Source organism: Lactiplantibacillus daoliensis (genome assembly GCF_005405005.1).
Classification (GTDB): Bacteria; Bacillota; Bacilli; order Lactobacillales; family Lactobacillaceae; genus Lactiplantibacillus; species Lactiplantibacillus daoliensis.
In genome coordinates, this window is the sequence record NZ_BJDH01000001.1 from 352,314 (window position 1) to 369,351 (window position 17,038).

The following is a 17,038-nucleotide window of genomic DNA, read 5'->3' on the forward strand; positions in this document are numbered from 1 at the left end:
GTGCGGCCGGCATTGTCCACGATTGCTATTGCAATCAACTTTCAAGCCTTCCACACTTTTTGGACCGAAAACGGATCATTCCTATCTGTTAATATTAGCACTTTAAAGCGCTTTATTCACCAATTACTCAGTTGATTTGGCGAAAAAATTAGAAACAATCGCGTTGGCCAATGACATTAATACTGAGACTAAGACAGCCATCCCAAAACTCGAGAAGCCAAAATTAGCTTTACCGACAAAATATGACGTCATTTGCAACATGAAACCATTGATAACAATGCTGAACAACCCAATTGTGATTAATGTAATTGGCAACGTCAACAAGATCAAAATTGGCTTGACGGCAGCATTTAAAATTGCCAACACAAAACTCGCAATCAGCGCGACCCAGATATTGGCCACATGGAAGCCACTTTGAAAAAAGCCGGCGATGGCAATAAACAACACTGTGTTAATTAAAATTCGTTTCCAAAAACCCACTCACTATCACTCCATTAATCTTGGTGGCGAGGTTCATCTTCCTCATGAACGTTATGAATTTCTTTACGTCCTTCAGAATGCTGAGCCCGCGGCGTTTCACGTTGACCGGCCTGACGCATTTGTTCAAAGAAGCCTGCATTTTCAGGCTTGCTTGGAATAATCGTCATTAAGACAAGATACAATAGAATGCCAAAACCGTGCGATGCGATCGTTAAAAGGACAAACAAAACACGTAACACGTTAGCATTCCATTGCAAGTATTCCGCAATACCACCAAGCACACCGGCAATGACGCGGTTATTAGATCTCGTTAGTTTACGATTAGTTTTAGTTTTCATAATTAGACACCTCAATAAGTTTAGTCTAATTATATCTTACTAATCCTAAAAGCCAGTTGCAAACTTCACGAACCAGCTTTAGGGATTATTTAGGTTTGCTTTAAACGAGATTCGAACTTTCGGGGTTCAATTCAATAATATTTCCAGTATTCAAATACACGATCCATTCGCCAACATTGGTGACTAAGGCCCCAATCCGCATTAAATAACTGGCCACATTTAAGTAGTCAGTCGACCCAATCACCGTTTCAGGATGACGTTCCATCTTTGAAATGCCCTTTTCATTAATTTTATCGAACATTTCGCCAACCTTAGCATCCTTTGCCGCAACTTTTCGAGCTGCCACATCGTCATTCTTCACATAGGCTGCTAACATTTCTTCAACCATTTCACGAACCCGATTACCCATTTCGGACAATTGGGCTTCAATTTCAGGCACGCGTACATGGCCCTTCACGCGAATAGTGGCGTGCGCAATATTACGAGCGTAGTCGGCCATCCGTTCAAGTTCAGAAACCGCCTTTAAAATAGTCACAATTTCTCGCAAATCAGAAGTCACAGGTTGATAGAGCGCAATCATTTCAAATGATTTTTGCTCGAGTTCAACTTCTCGTTCGTTTATTTTGGCATCATTGTCGATAATTTCTTGGGCTAACTCCCGATCATGATCAATAAAAGCTTTGACCGCTTTTTCGATGGTCGCACTGACCATCATTCCCATTTCAGTAAAATTAGCATCGATATCATTTAACTCATCGTCGAATAGTCGTCGCATGTTTTATCCTCCTAGCCAAATCGTCCTGAGATATAGTCATTGGTTTCTTGTTTTACTGGATTCATGAAAATCTGTTTGGTATCATTCACTTCAATTAATTCACCATTTAAGAAGAATGCCGTCCGGTCAGAAATCCGCGAAGCCTGCTGCATATTATGCGTAACAGTTATGATAGTGTAATCATGCCGTAAATTCAAGAGGGTCATTTCGATCGTATGACTAGAGATAGGATCTAAGGCACTGGTCGCTTCATCCAATAAAATGATATCAGGTTCAACCGCCAACACCCGAGCAATACAGACCCGTTGCTGCTGACCACCTGAAAGTGAGAGGGCATTCACATGTAAGCGATCCTTCACTTCATCCCAAATGGCAGCTTGTTTTAAACTCTTCTCAACCGCAGCATCCAAGGTTTCTTTATCTCGAACACCTGCCAATCGGAGTCCATAAACCACATTTTCGTAAATTGAAAATGGAAATGGATTCGGTTGTTGAAAAACCATTCCGATTTCCTTACGTAGCTTAACGGTATCCATCGTCGGCGCATAAATATTGCTTTGATTGAAATTAACTTCTCCAGTAATGGTCACGTTGGGAATCAAATCATTCATGCGGTTTAAGCACCGTAAAAACGTTGACTTGCCACAACCAGAAGGACCGATTAACGCGGTAATCCCCTTCTCGTCAAAGCTCATGTTGACCCCTTTTAGGGCTTGTTTCTTACCATAATATAGTGATAAATTTTCAGTTGTTAAAATCGTACTCATCAGCGGCCCTCCTTTTAACCAAAATTACCAGAAATATAGTCATTGGTCAGATCAACCTTTGGATTTGTAAAAATATCGCCAGTTTCAGCATATTCCAAGACTTTACCTAAGTTAAAGAATGCCGTATAGTCACTAATCCGTGACGCTTGTTGCATATTATGCGTCACAATAATGATGGTATAGTTCTGTTTCAATTCTAATAGGGTATCTTCAATTTGACTGGTCGAAACTGGGTCCAAGGCACTTGCCGGTTCATCTAACAATAGAATATCCGGTTTGATTGCAATAGCTCGTGCAATACAGAGCCGTTGTTGTTGACCACCAGAAAGTGCAAGCGCACTCTTATTCAAATCATCTTTTACTTGATCCCACATAGCCGCTTGGCGTAGTGAACGTTCAACAATCTCGTCAAGATCTTGCTTCTTATTCATGCCACGTTGGCGCAACGCAAACGCAATATTTTCATAGATTGACTTAGCAAATGGATTCGGTCGTTGAAAGACCATACCAATATGCCGCCGCATCTCATAAACATCAATCGCATCACTATTAATATCTAGCCCACGATACATGATTTTACCTTTCACGGTCGCAATCCGGTCATTCATCCGATTTAATGAACGTAAATAAGTTGATTTACCCGAACCAGACGGCCCAATCAACGCGCTGATCTTATATCGTTCAAATTGAAGGTCACCTTCTGAAATACCTTCAGTTTTACCATAAAACACATGTAAATCTTCGGTCGAAAGCGCGATTTCATGGTCTTTTGGATCAAACTTCATAATATTGCGTTGGGACGTGGTTAAATTCGTGTTATCTGCCATAAAAAGGGCCTCCTTTATTCAGCGGTTAAATGTTTGTACAAGCGTTTTCCAAGCCAACGAGCCAAGAAGTTAAAGAGTAAAACGGCGATAATCAAGACCGCAGAAGCACCAGCAGAAACTGCTTTTGCATCGGGCATAATTCCCTCTGAATTAATCTTCCAAATATGCACTGCTAAAGTTTCGGCTGGGCGCATTGGACTCAACGGGCTACTGATATTGAACGGATTCCAATCGTGGAAATTCAAGGCAGGCGCTGATTGACCGGCAGTATAGATCAACGCTGCGGCTTCCCCAAAAATCCGTCCGGCACTTAGGACAACCCCAGTAATAATGCTAGGCAAAGCGGCCGGAACAACGATCTTCGTGACGGTTTCCCAACGTGATAGTCCTAAAGCATAACCAGCTTCTCGTTGATCATTGGAAATATTGGCCAACGCTTCTTCAATACTCCGCGTTAAGATCGGCAAGTTAAAGACCGTTAACGCAAATGCCCCCGACAAAATCGAAAAGCCTAATTTGAATTGAACAACGAAGAACAAATAACCAAATAACCCCACGACTACTGATGGTAATGAACTCAAGATTTCAATCGTTGTTCGGATCAACCCAGTAATCGTATTTTGAGGGGCATATTCATTTAAATAAATCCCGGCACCTAACGAAATCGGTAATGAAATCAATAACGCCAAGAAGAGTAAGTAGAAAGAATTGAACAATTGAATGCCAATCCCCCCACCCGCTTCAAATGATAATGCCGGCGAGGTTAAGAAATGCCAAGAAATTTCTGGCACCCCTTGCACGAGGATATAACCAAGTAACGCCACCAAAATGATGACGACAAACGCTGCAATGGCGTAAAGCACGCCCGTTGCGATTTTATCAATTCGTTTAGCGTTCATTGTTTAATTTCCCCTTTCGACCGATATAGCGGATCACCATGTTGAAGACCAATGACATTAATAACAGAATCATAGCTAATGACCACAGCGCATTATTTTGCAATGACCCCATGACCGTATTCCCGATTCCCATGGTTAAGATACTCGTTAACGTTGAGGCTGGTGAAACTAAATTTTGTGGCAACAGTGTAGCATTCCCAATCACCATCTGAACAGCCAAAGCTTCCCCAAAAGCTCGTGCCATCCCAAAGACGATAGCAGTTAACATCCCAGGGATTGCCGCCCGTAGCACAACTTTATAAATCGTTTGCCAACGAGTCGCGCCCAAGGCTAACGAGGCTTCCCGATAATAACGTGGAACCGCGTTTAAAGCATCTGCACTCATTGATGTCACGGTTGGTAAGATCATGACAAATAAAACAAAGGTCCCAGATAAAATACCGTAACCACTGCCCCCAAAAGTATTACGGACAAATGGCACAACCACTTGTAGCCCGATAAAACCATAAACAACTGATGGAATCCCAACCAGTAATTCTGTCACCGGCCGCAAGATTTGTGCACCCCGGCGTGGTGAAATCTCAGTCATAAAGACCGCCGTCCCGATGGCAAAAGGCGTTGCCACAAGTGCTGATAGAATCGTGATCAGAAATGATCCGACAATCATAGGTAACGCCCCAACTGCTGGCTGACCGTTCGTACCAGTTGTCCCTGGATTCCATTGCGTGCCGCTTAGAAACTGCCAGAAATTAATATGATTTTGGAAAAATGTTGCTAACCCACGCGACGCCACAAAATAAAAGATTAAGAATACGACCAGAATAATTAATGCTAAACAGGTCAGACTAATAATCTTCCCGCGCCGCTCAATTTTGCTGGCAATTGATTTTTTTAATAAGCTTGCTCGAATTTTATCCATGCGGTCCCCCTCATTTCACTGTTGTAATCTTACCGGTCGCACTCCGCTGCACATGCATATCATGGACCGAAATATAACCTAACTGTTTGACTAACTTTTCCTGAACAGCGGCTGATAAAATGTAATTAATAAATTTTTTTGTTAATGGATCTGGTTGTAAACTCGTATAAAGATGTTCATAAGACCAGATGTGCCAGCGATTAGTTTTAACATTGGCTTTGGTTGGCCGCACACCATTCACTTTTAATGCCGTCACTGAAGTATCTAGATATGAAAATGCCACATAACTAATCGCGCCCGGCGTACTAGCGACAATAGAACGTGCCAATCCTGAGGAATCTTGTTCCTGCGAATCTGCACTCTTCTGTCCATTGAGCGCGTAGCTTTCAAACGTTTTCCGCGTTCCAGAGCCCTGGGCACGATTAATCAAAACAATCGGCAAATTGTGGCCACCCACGGCTTGCCAATTGTTGACTTTACCTGTAAAAATGGCCTTTAATTGCTGACTAGTCAAATTAGTAACGCCAGTTTTCTTATTAATAATTGGTGCAATTCCAACCACTGCAACTTGGTGATCTTTCAGCTTACTCGCATTGATTCCAGATTGCTCTTCTGCAAAAACGTCAGAATTACCAATCGCAACGGCTCCTGACTGAATTTGACTCAACCCAGTCCCTGAGCCACCGCCTTGGACATTAATAAAAATACCGGTATGTTCGGAACTATACTGTTCACCCGCAGCTTCAACTAACGGTTGCAAAGCGGTGGAACCAACTGCGGTGATTGACTCACTGGCATCGGTCGTTGCTCGCTGGCTGTATCCCAGTCCGACCAAAACACCAATTAAGATCAATCCTAGTAATTGGATGACCCGACTTTTTTTCATAACAAAAACCCTCCTACCCATTGCTCAATATTAATAATACAAAGTTTGTGTAAAATCTTGATAGGCGTTTTGTAAAGATTGTGTAAATGTCTGTTACTGATTAACCAATTGAACTCACCGTGACTATACGCTACTGGAATGCCCTGGTAAACTAAAAGCATGGTCTAACGCGTCTGGACTTAGCTCAATTAACCAACTATTTAAGGCCTGAAAGAACGTACACACCATTAATCAAATTAAAAGAGGTTTTTAAAGCAACTTAATCGCCAAATAGCTAACCATTGAAGTTCACAGGCAACCCGATTATAAATTATCAAAAAATAGTTTTGACACAGACTAAAAATTTACAACAAAAAAAAGACGATTTAAGGAGTTACATTTCCTAAATCGTCTTTTTAATTTGTCGGTTTCAATGGTAGCGTGACAATCATCGTCGTCCCGACACCACGTTGGCTCGTCACGCCAATCTGACCTTGCATTGCATTCACTAATTCCTTGACGATCGCTAATCCTAAACCAGTTCCGCTGACCACTTGTTGTGACCTTGATGGACTAGCTCGATAGAAGCGCTCAAATATTCGTTGTTGATCATCCGCGCTAATGCCAATACCTGTATCCTTGACCGTTAAATACCAATGAGTGTCATCGGCACGGACAATGACTGTGACCGTCCCGTGCGGTCGATTATACTTAATTGCATTGGACAAAAGGTTCTTAATGATCTGACTCAACTTCTGAATGTCGGCCGTAACCGTTACAGCCGGATCAACTTCATCGGTCACCGTCAATTGTTGCCGTTGAATCGCTTGCTGTAACAAGGATAACTCTTGGTCAATTAATGGTTTTAGTTTGAGTTTTTGACTTGCTAAGCGTGTCGTACTCTGAGCACGAATACGCGATAGAGATAAGACATCTTGAATTAAATCGATCAACCGTTGACTCTCGTCGGCAATAATTTTTAAAAATTGATCCAAGGTTTCTGGATCATCCTTAGCCCCACTGAGTAGTGTCTCGGTAAAACCAGCAATTGCTGTAATCGGCGTCTTTAACTCATGGCTCGCATTACTGACAAAGTCATCTTGCATCTGTTCAATCATATAAACTTCAGTAATATCATACAACATGAGCACAATCTGATAATGTGAACGGCTATTTTGAATATAAACCGTCGTCGCCTCCACGACTTGCGTATTCGGTGCCGGCGTCAAAGTGACGGTCGCCCGTTGATTGGCTTGCGTGGCAATAGTATCTTCAATCACCTTAGTCAACGCATACAATTGAATATCCTTAGTATACAAATGTGCTACCGAATTAATCGATTGTTGTAACAGCTCACTCATAGCCGGATTCGACAATTGGACTTGCCGATGATGATCAATCACCATGACCCCTACCGGCAAATACCGCATAATCATCATTAATTCTTTTTCTTGCAGTTCAGCACGCCGCGTTTGATTACGTTGGTAGCTTTCCAACTGATTAACAGCCTGCGACAAACTGTATAATGGATCATTTTGTGGCAATAGAATATGCGGTGGAAACTGTTGGCTACTCATCTGTCGCAATTTGGCTTCCATCCGATCAATCGTCTTTTGACGCTCCCGTTGACGAAACCAAACAATGATGGCCTCAATTAATCCCAAGGCTAAAACGGCTAATCCCAACCAGAGAACCAGCGTTAACGACCAACGAATGACCGAAAAGTGTTGCACAACGACTAAACCAAGTAGCAGCATCAAGACATTTTCCAATGTAAGCAAACGCCAAGTCTGCTGCCACCGGTCATGCATGATCTTCACCTACGAATTCGTAACCAAATCCACGTACAGTACGAATCAAGCGTGGATTTTTCGGATCAAGCTCAATTTTTTCTCGCAAATGTGAAATGTGAATATCGACGATCCGTGTTTCACTTGCGTAATCATAACCCCAAACATGATTCAAAATCGCATCTCGGCTAAGCACCCGGCCTTCACGTTCAATAAAGTAAACGAGTAGTTCGAACTCTTTCGGAGTCAAACTGACACTTTCACCATTGCGCGTAACACGATATTTATTCTGATCGATGCGTAAATCACCAATGACTGTAATCGCCCGATTGGGTGTGACCACTGGTGCCGGCGTCGTCTCGTCGACAGGTGTCATCCGGCGAATGACTGCTTTAATTCTTGCCAAAACTTCACGTGGCGAAAAAGGCTTCGTAATATAATCATCGGCACCTAATTCTAAGCCGAAAACCTTATCAAATTCATCATTTTTTGCGGTCACAATAATGATTGGCGTTCGAACCTTTTCCTGCCGTAACCGTTTCGTGACTTCCATACCATCCAATTTTGGCAACATTAAATCCAATAAGATACAAGTAAACGATTCTTCTAGACCTAATTCCAGCGCGGCTTCCCCATCCGTCGCTGTCACAACTTCATACCCTGCTTGTTTCAAATTATATGATAATAATGTGACGATTGCCGGTTCATCGTCGACTACTAAAATCTTATCCATGGTCGTTAATCCTCCTGATCAGTGAATAACACAATCCCTAACTCGTGTGGTGCCCCATTATAAATCGCCGTTTCCGTAATAATCAATTCTTGTTGCACGTTCCGAACTTTCAAATGAACATAAGTCGGACTCTTCAATAAAGCCGCGTAAAACTGTGCTTCAGACTGTACCACTTGACGATTGCATTCTAGAATAACATCGCCAATATGCAAGTCCAGCTTCGTCGCCGGCGTATTCGGTCGGATCCCAATCACCCGAACACCCTGATCGGTATCTGAAAACCAAAATTGTTGATGACGATCATAATACCGATGACGTGCCAAGCTTATCCAGACCCCCAAGACCAACAAACCAATCAGTCCAATGAGCCAACGTGGACTCAAGGTTGTTACGCGTGCAATGACCGCCAAAACAATGCTTGCTGCTGCCAGCCACCAATAACTTTTTGACAGTCGCTGCCAAGCCTGCTGTGGCCGTTGCTTGTACACCTGCGCACTAACGCCTACCAACAGTGGTAAGAGTAATATGCTGAATTTTTGTGACCCAACTTGAAAGACTGGCCACCAAGTAAGTGTCGTGTGCAGCCAATCGCCAGGAATCAGTACCCCTACTGGTAACACCAACAATTGTTGCCAACGATAACGGACAATTCGTTTTCCCCGTTGATCTGGTCGAATCTGTGGCGAATTTAGCTGTAAGCCACGCCGACGTAACAAAATGGCAGTCGCTGCCAAGCCGATGCCCAAAATCAAACAACCACTAATAATGACACCACTATTTAGTCCCAGCGTTGTCACGCCGTGGGTCTGTAATTGCGTGTTTAGTTGTGTTGTCAAACTGGGCTTTAAACCCCAATAAGCTAACCAGCTGAGGCCAAAGACGGTCGCGGGCATTAAAGCATTCGGCACAATCACTAAACTAACAACAGCTAACAATTCATAAATGACGACCCACACTGGCGAAACAATCAAGCCCAGGCCTAAACTGACAATCGTCGCTGCTAATCCCAATAATAGCCCGTCTTTAAAAAAGCTACGAACTTCAAGGTAGTGCGCATCAATGGCACTTTTATATTGATGTCGTTCATAGCGTACTCGGTGCCGCGCTGCAAGATAGCAACGAATCAGGCCTACCCAGACGAGTGGTTGAATCAAAAACAATTCCAGTACTTTCAATACGTGCATGCGCGTTACTCCTAACGTTAAACTCTGAAGCTAGTATAGCATTTTTACTAAGTCACACCAATGCTAGTCCAACGAGTTTCACCTTGATATCAAGGCTTTTATACTTCGTCATTATAATGCTTATAAACACAAAAATACTAAGTTGACCCACCGATTGCTAAGTCAACTTAGTATGTTTTTTTAGCTATTGTGGATTACGCTGTGCTAATTTCCATTGTAAATAAGCATCCATAAATGGATCCAAGTCCCCGTCCATCACAGCTTGACCATCATGAGATTCATAGTTGGTCCGATGATCTTTTACCATCGTATATGGATGGAAAACGTATGATCTAATCTGAGACCCCCAGCCAATATCGAGTTGTTCACCCTGAATCGCTGCTCGTTCCTTGGCCTTCTTTTCTTCTTCACGTTCATACAACTTGGCACGTAACATATTCAACGCCGTTTGTCGATTTTGAAGTTGAGACCGCTGTGCCTGACTAGCAACCACAATTCCAGTTGGTAAATGCGTAATTCGAACCGCGGATGACGTCTTATTAACGTGCTGACCACCGGCACCACTCGCCCGATAGACATCCACTTTCAAATCATCTGGTCGAATTTCGACATCGACACTATCATCTAATTCTGGCATGACGTCAACACTGGCAAATGAGGTATGGCGGCGTCCGGCAGCATCAAAAGGTGAGATCCGAACTAATCGGTGAACCCCTTTTTCAGAGCGCAAGTATCCGTAGGCGTTATGTCCACTAATCAACAGCGTCACACTCTTAAGACCGGCCTCATCACCAGCCTGATAATCAACCGTTTCAACACTAAAGTGATGACTGGCTGCCCAACGCGAATACATCCGTAATAGCATGGCGCCCCAATCTTGGGATTCTGTCCCGCCCGCACCTGGATGAATTTCAATAATCGCATTATTACGATCATAGGGGCCATCCAACAAAAGATTTAACCGATATTGCTGCAAGTCATGTTGTGCTTTGGTCAAATCCGTTTCAAATTCAGCTTGCATCTCAGCATCTGGTTCCTCAGTTAGCAACTCGTAAGCAACCGCCAAGTCGCCAACTTCATCTGCCAGCTGTTGATAGGCGTCAAACTTGCCTTTTAACTCATTATTGTCATCGATCACCTTTTGGGCAGCATTTTGATCATCCCAAAAACCGGGTTCGGCCATGCGTGCTTCATTTTCCTGGATGCCTTCGTTTAAAGCATCTAAGTCAAAGCGACCCCCTAAAGTCGTCGACGGCACTTTGCATTTCTTCAACAAGATGTTTGGTTTCACTTAATTCCACAAAGAACCCTTCTTTCAACTTATTTTAAGTTATTTGGCAAAAAGCGTAGTTGGTTCATACCCAACTACGCTTCTCCCAATTCGTGTTTAATTAACGTTGGATATTTTGACGGATTTCAGACTTCATGAATAAGCGCGTTGTATCGTAATCGATATCCGCAACCATTTCTTCAAACATCCGATAACCATCACGTTGATATTCAACTAATGGGTTTAACTGACCGTAGCCACGCAGCCCAATTGATTGCCGTAATTGATCCATCGCATCAATATGATCCGTCCAATGAGCATCAACGACTCGTAAGATAACGACTTTTTCAAATTCTAGCATCTGACCTTTATCATAAAGCTGTTTAGCTTTAGCTTCATAAACGTCAGCGACCCGTTGCATTAAGTAGTCTTCAATCTCAGTTTGTGACTTTCCTTTCAAGTCAGTCGCACTGATCGAATCTTCCTTAACCATTGCCCCGGTAGCAAAATCAATGATGGCATCCAAATCCCAAGTCTTTTGATCGCCTTGCGTGTGCAATTGAACGGTCCGTTCGACTGTCCGTTTGATCATTGGCATAATGACCGGCTTCAAAGTCTTATCTTCCATGATAACTTGTTGCCGTTCGCCATAAATAACTTCACGTTGCGCACGCATCACATCATCATATTGCAACACATTTTTACGTGAATCGTAGTTATTCCCTTCGACCCGTTTCTGCGCTGACTCAACTTGGCGCGTAATCATGCGTGATTGGATCACCGCATCATCATCTTCCACGTTCATCCGTTGCAAGAAGTTCTTGATTCGTTCAGAACCAAAACGCAACATCAAATCATCTTCCAATGACAGGTAGAATTGTGACATACCTGGATCACCTTGCCGACCAGCACGGCCACGAAGTTGGTTATCAATTCGCCGTGATTCATGCCGTTCAGTCCCAATGACTGCTAAGCCACCAAGTTCTTTGACCCCCGGTCCTAATTTAATATCAGTCCCACGACCAGCCATGTTGGTCGCAATGGTGACTGCGCCCCGTTGACCAGCGTTAGCAACAATATCGGCTTCCTTCGCATGGTTCTTAGCGTTCAGAACCACATGCGGAATACCGGCTTCATCCAAACGTTGCGATAAATATTCAGATGTTTCCACGGCAACCGTCCCGATTAACATCGGTTGGCCTTTTTTATACAAGCCAGAAATTTCCTTCACAACCGCGTTAAACTTGCTCCGTAAGGTTGGATAGAGCAAATCTGAACGGTCATCACGAATCATTGGCCGGTTGGTTGGAATTGTAATAACTTCCATGTTATAAATTTCACGGAATTCTTCTTGTTCCGTTTTAGCCGTCCCAGTCATCCCAGAAAGTTTTTTATACATCCGGAATAAGTTTTGATAGGTAATGTTAGCCATGGTCTTGGTTTCTTCTTGGATTTCAACATGTTCCTTCGCTTCAATGGCTTGATGCAACCCATCAGAGAAACGCCGACCATCCATGATCCGACCGGTAAATGAATCAACGATCATTGCTTGGCCGTCCTGAATCACGTAATCTTTATCCTTCAACATGATGTAATTGGCACGTAAAGCTTCATCCAAGTAATGGTTTAAAGCGGTGTTATCCGTGTCGTAGAGGTTTGATAAGCCAAAATACTTTTCAGCCTTTCGAATCCCTTCATCAAGTAAGGCAACCGTCTTTGATTCCAAATCAACCTTGTAGTCTTCATCTTTGGTCAAGGTCTTCGCAAAGCGGTCTGCCCGCTTATACATCCCAGTCGTCCCTTCGGATTGACCGGAAATGATCAGTGGCGTCCGCGCTTCATCAATTAAAATTGAGTCAACTTCATCAATAATCGCAAAGTTTAATGGCCGTTGAACCATATCTTCACGATAAACAACCATGTTGTCTCGTAAGTAATCAAACCCAATTTCACCATTGGTCGAATAAGTAATGTCAGCATTGTAAGCCGCCCTTTTTTCCTCAGGCGTTTTATCAGCGCCATTAATGCCGACACTCATGCCCAACCAGTGATAGAGTTCACCCATTTCAGTCGCATCACGCGCTGATAAGTATTCATTAACGGTAACGACATGCACGCCGTCGCCAGAAATGGCATTCAAATAAACCGGCATGGTGGCCGTTAAGGTCTTCCCTTCACCGGTCTTCATTTCAGCAATGTCACCTTCGTGTAACACAATCCCACCTAAAATTTGTACGTGGAATGGATATAACCCCAGTACCCGCTTGGCACCTTCACGAGCGGTCGCGAATGCTTCTGGTAACAAGTCATCCAGTGACTCGCCTTCTTTATATCGTTCACGGAATTCTGGTGTTTTAGCTTGCAGGTCGGCATCACTTAGCTTGGCATATTCATCAGCGTAAGCTTCAACCTTGTTTGCAATTTTATCAAGACGCCGAATGACGCGCTTGTCGCTTTCAACCCAGCGTTTTAAAATGTTGGCCATTTACGTATCCTCTCCAAATAATAATTCTTAAGTATCGATTCTTTATAGTCTATTTTCAAAATAAAATACCATCTGTAATTTTACCATCTTTTGGCGTTAATGGGAACTACACTCATTCAATGTAACCGATACCGAACGGGTTTATTTCAAAAATACTACCGCTGTTTAACACTATTTGCAACATTATTAACGATTAACATGCTTTAACTACGTTTTTTTGTAAATTAAAAGAACTGGTCAAAGACCAGTTCTTTCTGATTGAACTTCGAATTTATTGATCGTCGCCAGTTTCAATCAAACCGTAGCGACCATCGTTCCGCCGATAAACGATATTGATGGCATCCGTTTCCGCGTCTTCATAGATGAAGAAATCATGTCCAAGCATGTCCATTTGTAGGATTGCTTCTTCATTATCCATTGGTTTCAAAGAAACCCGCTTCGTACGTACAACATCCAACTTATCGTCCTGATCGTTATCAGCAGCTGCAACCGTTTCATCAGTCGCCGCAAAGTCAATGGCCTTAAAGCCCTTTTCACGGGACTTGCGATTGACTTTGGTCTTATACTTGCGGATTTGGCGTTCGAGCTTGTCGGTTACCAAATCAACGCTAGCATACATATCAGGAGAAGTTTCTTCTGCCCGGAGAACTAAATAGGGAAGTGGAATCGTTACTTCGACTTTAGCAGTCTTGTCTGGGTGAATCTTTAAGTTTACGTGGGCAATTGAGTCAACGTTATTGTCAAAGAATTTTTGTAACTTACCCACCCGTTTTTGAACATAGTCACGAATAGCTTGTGTCACTTCGATATTTTCACCGCGAATATTAAAATTTAGCATAGATCTTCTCTCCCTTCACACACATTACTGTGTACCCAAAGTAACGAAAGGACCACTCTTTCATTACTTTGCTTAAATTCATTATAATAGAAAGCGCTATAATAAACAATCGAAATGCCGCTTTTCATCCGATTTAACGTGCCAAAGTTATTCCTATGACTGACTTGGCACCGTTTTCCAAGATTAAGATCGCAGCGTGCCGGATGGTTCGACCAGTCGTATAGACATCATCAATTAAAAGCACTGTTTTTGTCCTCAGGTCTGGCGCATCCGGCGATAGCTCAAACGGTTGTGCCGTTAATAGCCGATCCTGGCGCGTTTTATGTGATTGGGGAATAGGCTTGGCGGCATCCGTAGTCCGCAACCAGCTTAGATTCTCACCATCGTTCAACCAACCGGTCACTTGATTAAATCCGCGGGTGATCATCGTATCGGGCGTAACTGGAATGGGGACTATAAAATCTGCTTGTATACTGACAAGCTTGGCGGTTAAAACTGCCCTAAAAACTTGTCGTAGTCGGTAATCCCCTTTAAATTTATATTGTTCAAAGTAGGCTTGCATGGCTTCGTTGTATGTAAACAACGCACGATTATCAAACGCCATTGGTGCCCAGCGTTGGCAATCATGACATAAAGACCGTTGCGTCTGTGCACGACCACAGCCAATGCACGCTTGACTTGAAAAAATTGGTGTAAAAGTTTCCCAACAAGCCTGACAAACTACTGGTTGTTGCAATGGTTGCCAACTCAAAATCCATGGCAGACTTATTTTAGGCTCAGTCGAGCGGTGACACAACAGGCATGCTGGCACGTAATCGCCGTCCTTTCCGATTCACGAGTTTAATTTGTCGGATAGCACGTTTGACAGGCCGCGCATAACTCTGACAAATAAACCGCACTAAGCCAGTTGGCCGCTCGCTAGACCGGCCAACTCGTCCCGCAATTTGAACTAACGCTGCCGTTGAAAAAATCGGGTCATCGGCCCCTAAAACAATCACATCAATGCCGGGTAATGTGACGCCACGTTCTAAAATCGTGGTCGTAATCAAATATTGGACGTTTGACGCTCGCATGGCTTGAACTTTTGCCAAACGTTCTGGATCAGTTGCATGGACTGTTAAACCCTTTAGCTCGGGGTAGGCCTGTTGAACTGCCGCTTGAACAACGGCTAATTGCGCAACTCTAGGAACAAAGATTAAAAAGCGTTGGCCACGGTTAGCATAATCGGCCAGCCAGCGGCGTAGCGGTCGTGGTAAACAACCCACCTTAAGCTTAGCCCACCAACGAGCTTGCAAAGTTACCTTAATTGTCGGCAACAATTGTTGATGGAAGCGCAGTGGCAAATAACTTAAGCCAAGTTCATGGCGCCTGACCTGACGTAACAAGTCCTGACTAGGCGTTGCCGTCAGATACAACAACGCACTTACAGGTTTCAGCGCCTGTTCAACTGCATGACCTAGCCGGGGATTAGCTGCAAACGGAAACGCATCCACTTCATCAACAATCAATACATCGAAAGCTTCTCGAAACCGAAGCAGTTGATGCGTCGTGCAGATGGTGAGTTGACAATAACGATATGGGTCAGTCTGATGACCATGCAATAAGGCAATCTCTAAATTTGAAAAAGCGGCTTGCAACCGCGGATATAGCTCCAAACAGACATCGACCCGTGGTGACGCAATCGCCACTCGCCAGCCCTGCGCCAGTGCCCAGGCTAAACCCGGAAATAACATTTCTGTTTTTCCAGCACCAGTCACGGCCCACAGCAGTTGACGTTGATGTGCCTCAAATTGATGACGAATCATAGTAGCGCAAGCCGCTTGCTGTGCCGTTAATTGTCCTTGCCACGTTAGCTCACCCTTTTTTGGAAAATCATTTGGCTCTGAAATGTGATAAAGTGAAGTTAAGGTACTGACACGGCCCAGCGTGATGCAAGCATAGCAATAAAATTGATGACGTGGTAATTGTGCCAATTGTCGGTCTAACAAGCTGCCGCAACGCTGACATTGTAGTTGCTGAGCTGTCACGTGCAAAGCCTCAAGTTTTTGAGTTTCCGCGGGTAATTCTTTTGCAGCGAGTGGTGTCAGCACCAGCTGGCGACCATATAACTCTGTTGCTTGCATACGTTTGCCCCCCTTTTAACACTCAGTTACGAATTTTAGCCGGCATTAATTTAAAAAGGAGCTGATTGATTTTGACTGAGCCATACTATACTTTGGCAACAGAGATCACTTATGAACAAACCATCAAAAAGTCCCTCTTCATCGCTCACCTCTATCGAATCACCGATGAAACGGATGCACAAACAAAAATTGCCGCGATTCGGGCAACAGACCCTAAAGCCACTCACCACTGTTTTGGCTATATGCTCGGTGATGACGATCACATCCAACGAATGAGTGACGCTGGTGAACCTTCTGGGACTGCTGGCGTACCAATTTTAGAAGCCCTTAAATTGAATCAAATTCACGATGTTTTAGCCGTTGTCACCCGTTACTTCGGTGGCATTAAGCTAGGTGCCGGCGGCTTAATTCGGGCTTACAACAGCACCCCTGTTGAAGCGATTAAGCGTGCCGGTAAAGTCCAACGACTGTTGCAAACAAAGTTGGCCGTCACAATTGATTACCGCAATATTGATGCCTTAACTTATTATTTGCAGCAAAAAAAAATAACCACCTTAGATACCAACTATGGCATCAAGGTGGCATTGATGATTGCGGTAGATGCCGAGACTGTCCCCACCGTTGAAGCGGCCATCAATAATTTGTTAAGTGGTCAAGTTGACTTTAAAGATCGGGGGCAGCAATACAACGAAGTCCCATTATCAACCAACTAAAAAGCATTTCAACGTCAAATTATGACATTGAA

General features: G+C 43.5%; 17 protein-coding genes. 1 reads left to right on the forward strand and 16 read right to left on the reverse strand.

The genetic code is table 11. The features are described 5' to 3' along the window. Window positions 1–123: 123 nt before the first annotated feature. The 16 genes from FFM64_RS01700 to FFM64_RS01775 form a co-directional block, all read right to left on the reverse strand. Window positions 124–480 carry a phage holin family protein gene (locus tag FFM64_RS01700; protein ID WP_137606262.1) on the reverse strand — a complete coding sequence of 119 codons (357 nt, stop codon included), beginning with the start codon at window positions 478–480 and terminating at the stop codon, window positions 124–126. A 14-nt stretch (window positions 481–494) separates the two neighbouring features. Next, on the reverse strand, window positions 495–818 hold the full coding sequence (locus FFM64_RS01705; RefSeq protein WP_137606263.1) for a PspC domain-containing protein: 324 nt from the start codon (window positions 816–818) through the stop codon (window positions 495–497). 100 nt (window positions 819–918) lie between these two features. After that, the gene (phoU, locus tag FFM64_RS01710) at window positions 919–1,593 is read right to left on the reverse strand and encodes a phosphate signaling complex protein PhoU (RefSeq protein ID WP_137606264.1); all 675 of its coding nucleotides are present in this window, start codon (window positions 1,591–1,593) and stop codon (window positions 919–921) included. 11 nt (window positions 1,594–1,604) lie between these two features. Beyond that, the gene (pstB, locus tag FFM64_RS01715) at window positions 1,605–2,360 is read right to left on the reverse strand and encodes a phosphate ABC transporter ATP-binding protein PstB (protein ID WP_137606265.1); all 756 of its coding nucleotides are present in this window, start codon (window positions 2,358–2,360) and stop codon (window positions 1,605–1,607) included. 14 nt (window positions 2,361–2,374) lie between these two features. Further along, the gene (gene pstB / locus FFM64_RS01720) at window positions 2,375–3,187 is read right to left on the reverse strand and encodes a phosphate ABC transporter ATP-binding protein PstB (RefSeq protein WP_137606266.1); all 813 of its coding nucleotides are present in this window, start codon (window positions 3,185–3,187) and stop codon (window positions 2,375–2,377) included. A gap of 14 nt (window positions 3,188–3,201) precedes the next feature. Further along, window positions 3,202–4,086, reverse strand: a complete 885-nt coding sequence (gene pstA / locus FFM64_RS01725; protein WP_137606267.1) for a phosphate ABC transporter permease PstA — start codon at window positions 4,084–4,086, stop codon at window positions 3,202–3,204. Then, a complete protein-coding gene (gene pstC / locus FFM64_RS01730; RefSeq protein ID WP_137606268.1) occupies window positions 4,076–5,005 on the reverse strand; it encodes a phosphate ABC transporter permease subunit PstC in 930 nt (309 codons plus the stop codon). The genes pstA and pstC overlap by 11 nt, the downstream gene beginning before the upstream one ends. Window positions 5,006–5,015: 10 nt before the next feature. Next, the gene (locus FFM64_RS01735; protein ID WP_137606269.1) at window positions 5,016–5,891 is read right to left on the reverse strand and encodes a phosphate ABC transporter substrate-binding protein PstS family protein; all 876 of its coding nucleotides are present in this window, start codon (window positions 5,889–5,891) and stop codon (window positions 5,016–5,018) included. Between the two features lie 395 nt (window positions 5,892–6,286). Then, a complete protein-coding gene (pnpS, locus tag FFM64_RS01740) occupies window positions 6,287–7,681 on the reverse strand; it encodes a two-component system histidine kinase PnpS (RefSeq protein WP_137606382.1) in 1,395 nt (464 codons plus the stop codon). After that, the gene (locus tag FFM64_RS01745) at window positions 7,674–8,393 is read right to left on the reverse strand and encodes a response regulator transcription factor (protein ID WP_137606270.1); all 720 of its coding nucleotides are present in this window, start codon (window positions 8,391–8,393) and stop codon (window positions 7,674–7,676) included. Before FFM64_RS01745 ends, pnpS begins: the two co-directional genes overlap by 8 nt. 5 nt (window positions 8,394–8,398) lie before the next feature. After that, entirely contained in the window at window positions 8,399–9,577 is a 1,179-nt protein-coding gene (locus FFM64_RS01750; protein ID WP_137606271.1) for a PDZ domain-containing protein, read from the reverse strand. A gap of 184 nt (window positions 9,578–9,761) precedes the next feature. Next, a protein-coding gene (gene prfB, locus FFM64_RS01755; RefSeq protein WP_137606272.1) for a peptide chain release factor 2 occupies window positions 9,762–10,878 on the reverse strand; the annotation gives its coding sequence in 2 pieces (ribosomal slippage) (window positions 9,762–10,805 and window positions 10,807–10,878; 1,116 coding nt in all). Window positions 10,879–10,968: 90 nt separating this feature from the next. Then, entirely contained in the window at window positions 10,969–13,332 is a 2,364-nt protein-coding gene (gene secA / locus FFM64_RS01760) for a preprotein translocase subunit SecA (protein WP_137606273.1), read from the reverse strand. Window positions 13,333–13,603: 271 nt separating this feature from the next. Then, window positions 13,604–14,170, reverse strand: a complete 567-nt coding sequence (gene hpf, locus FFM64_RS01765) for a ribosome hibernation-promoting factor, HPF/YfiA family (protein WP_137606274.1) — start codon at window positions 14,168–14,170, stop codon at window positions 13,604–13,606. Between the two features lie 133 nt (window positions 14,171–14,303). Next, window positions 14,304–14,906 carry a ComF family protein gene (locus tag FFM64_RS01770; protein WP_223876869.1) on the reverse strand — a complete coding sequence of 201 codons (603 nt, stop codon included), beginning with the start codon at window positions 14,904–14,906 and terminating at the stop codon, window positions 14,304–14,306. 40 nt (window positions 14,907–14,946) lie between these two features. Then, complete coding sequence (locus FFM64_RS01775; protein ID WP_137606276.1) at window positions 14,947–16,293, reverse strand: ATP-dependent helicase ComFA; 1,347 nt, start codon at window positions 16,291–16,293, stop codon at window positions 14,947–14,949. Window positions 16,294–16,364: 71 nt separating this feature from the next. Here FFM64_RS01775 and FFM64_RS01780 point away from each other — a divergent pair, with 71 nt between their 5' ends. Further along, window positions 16,365–17,006 carry a YigZ family protein gene (locus tag FFM64_RS01780; RefSeq protein ID WP_137606277.1) on the forward strand — a complete coding sequence of 214 codons (642 nt, stop codon included), beginning with the start codon at window positions 16,365–16,367 and terminating at the stop codon, window positions 17,004–17,006. The last annotated feature ends 32 nt before the right edge of the window (window positions 17,007–17,038 follow it).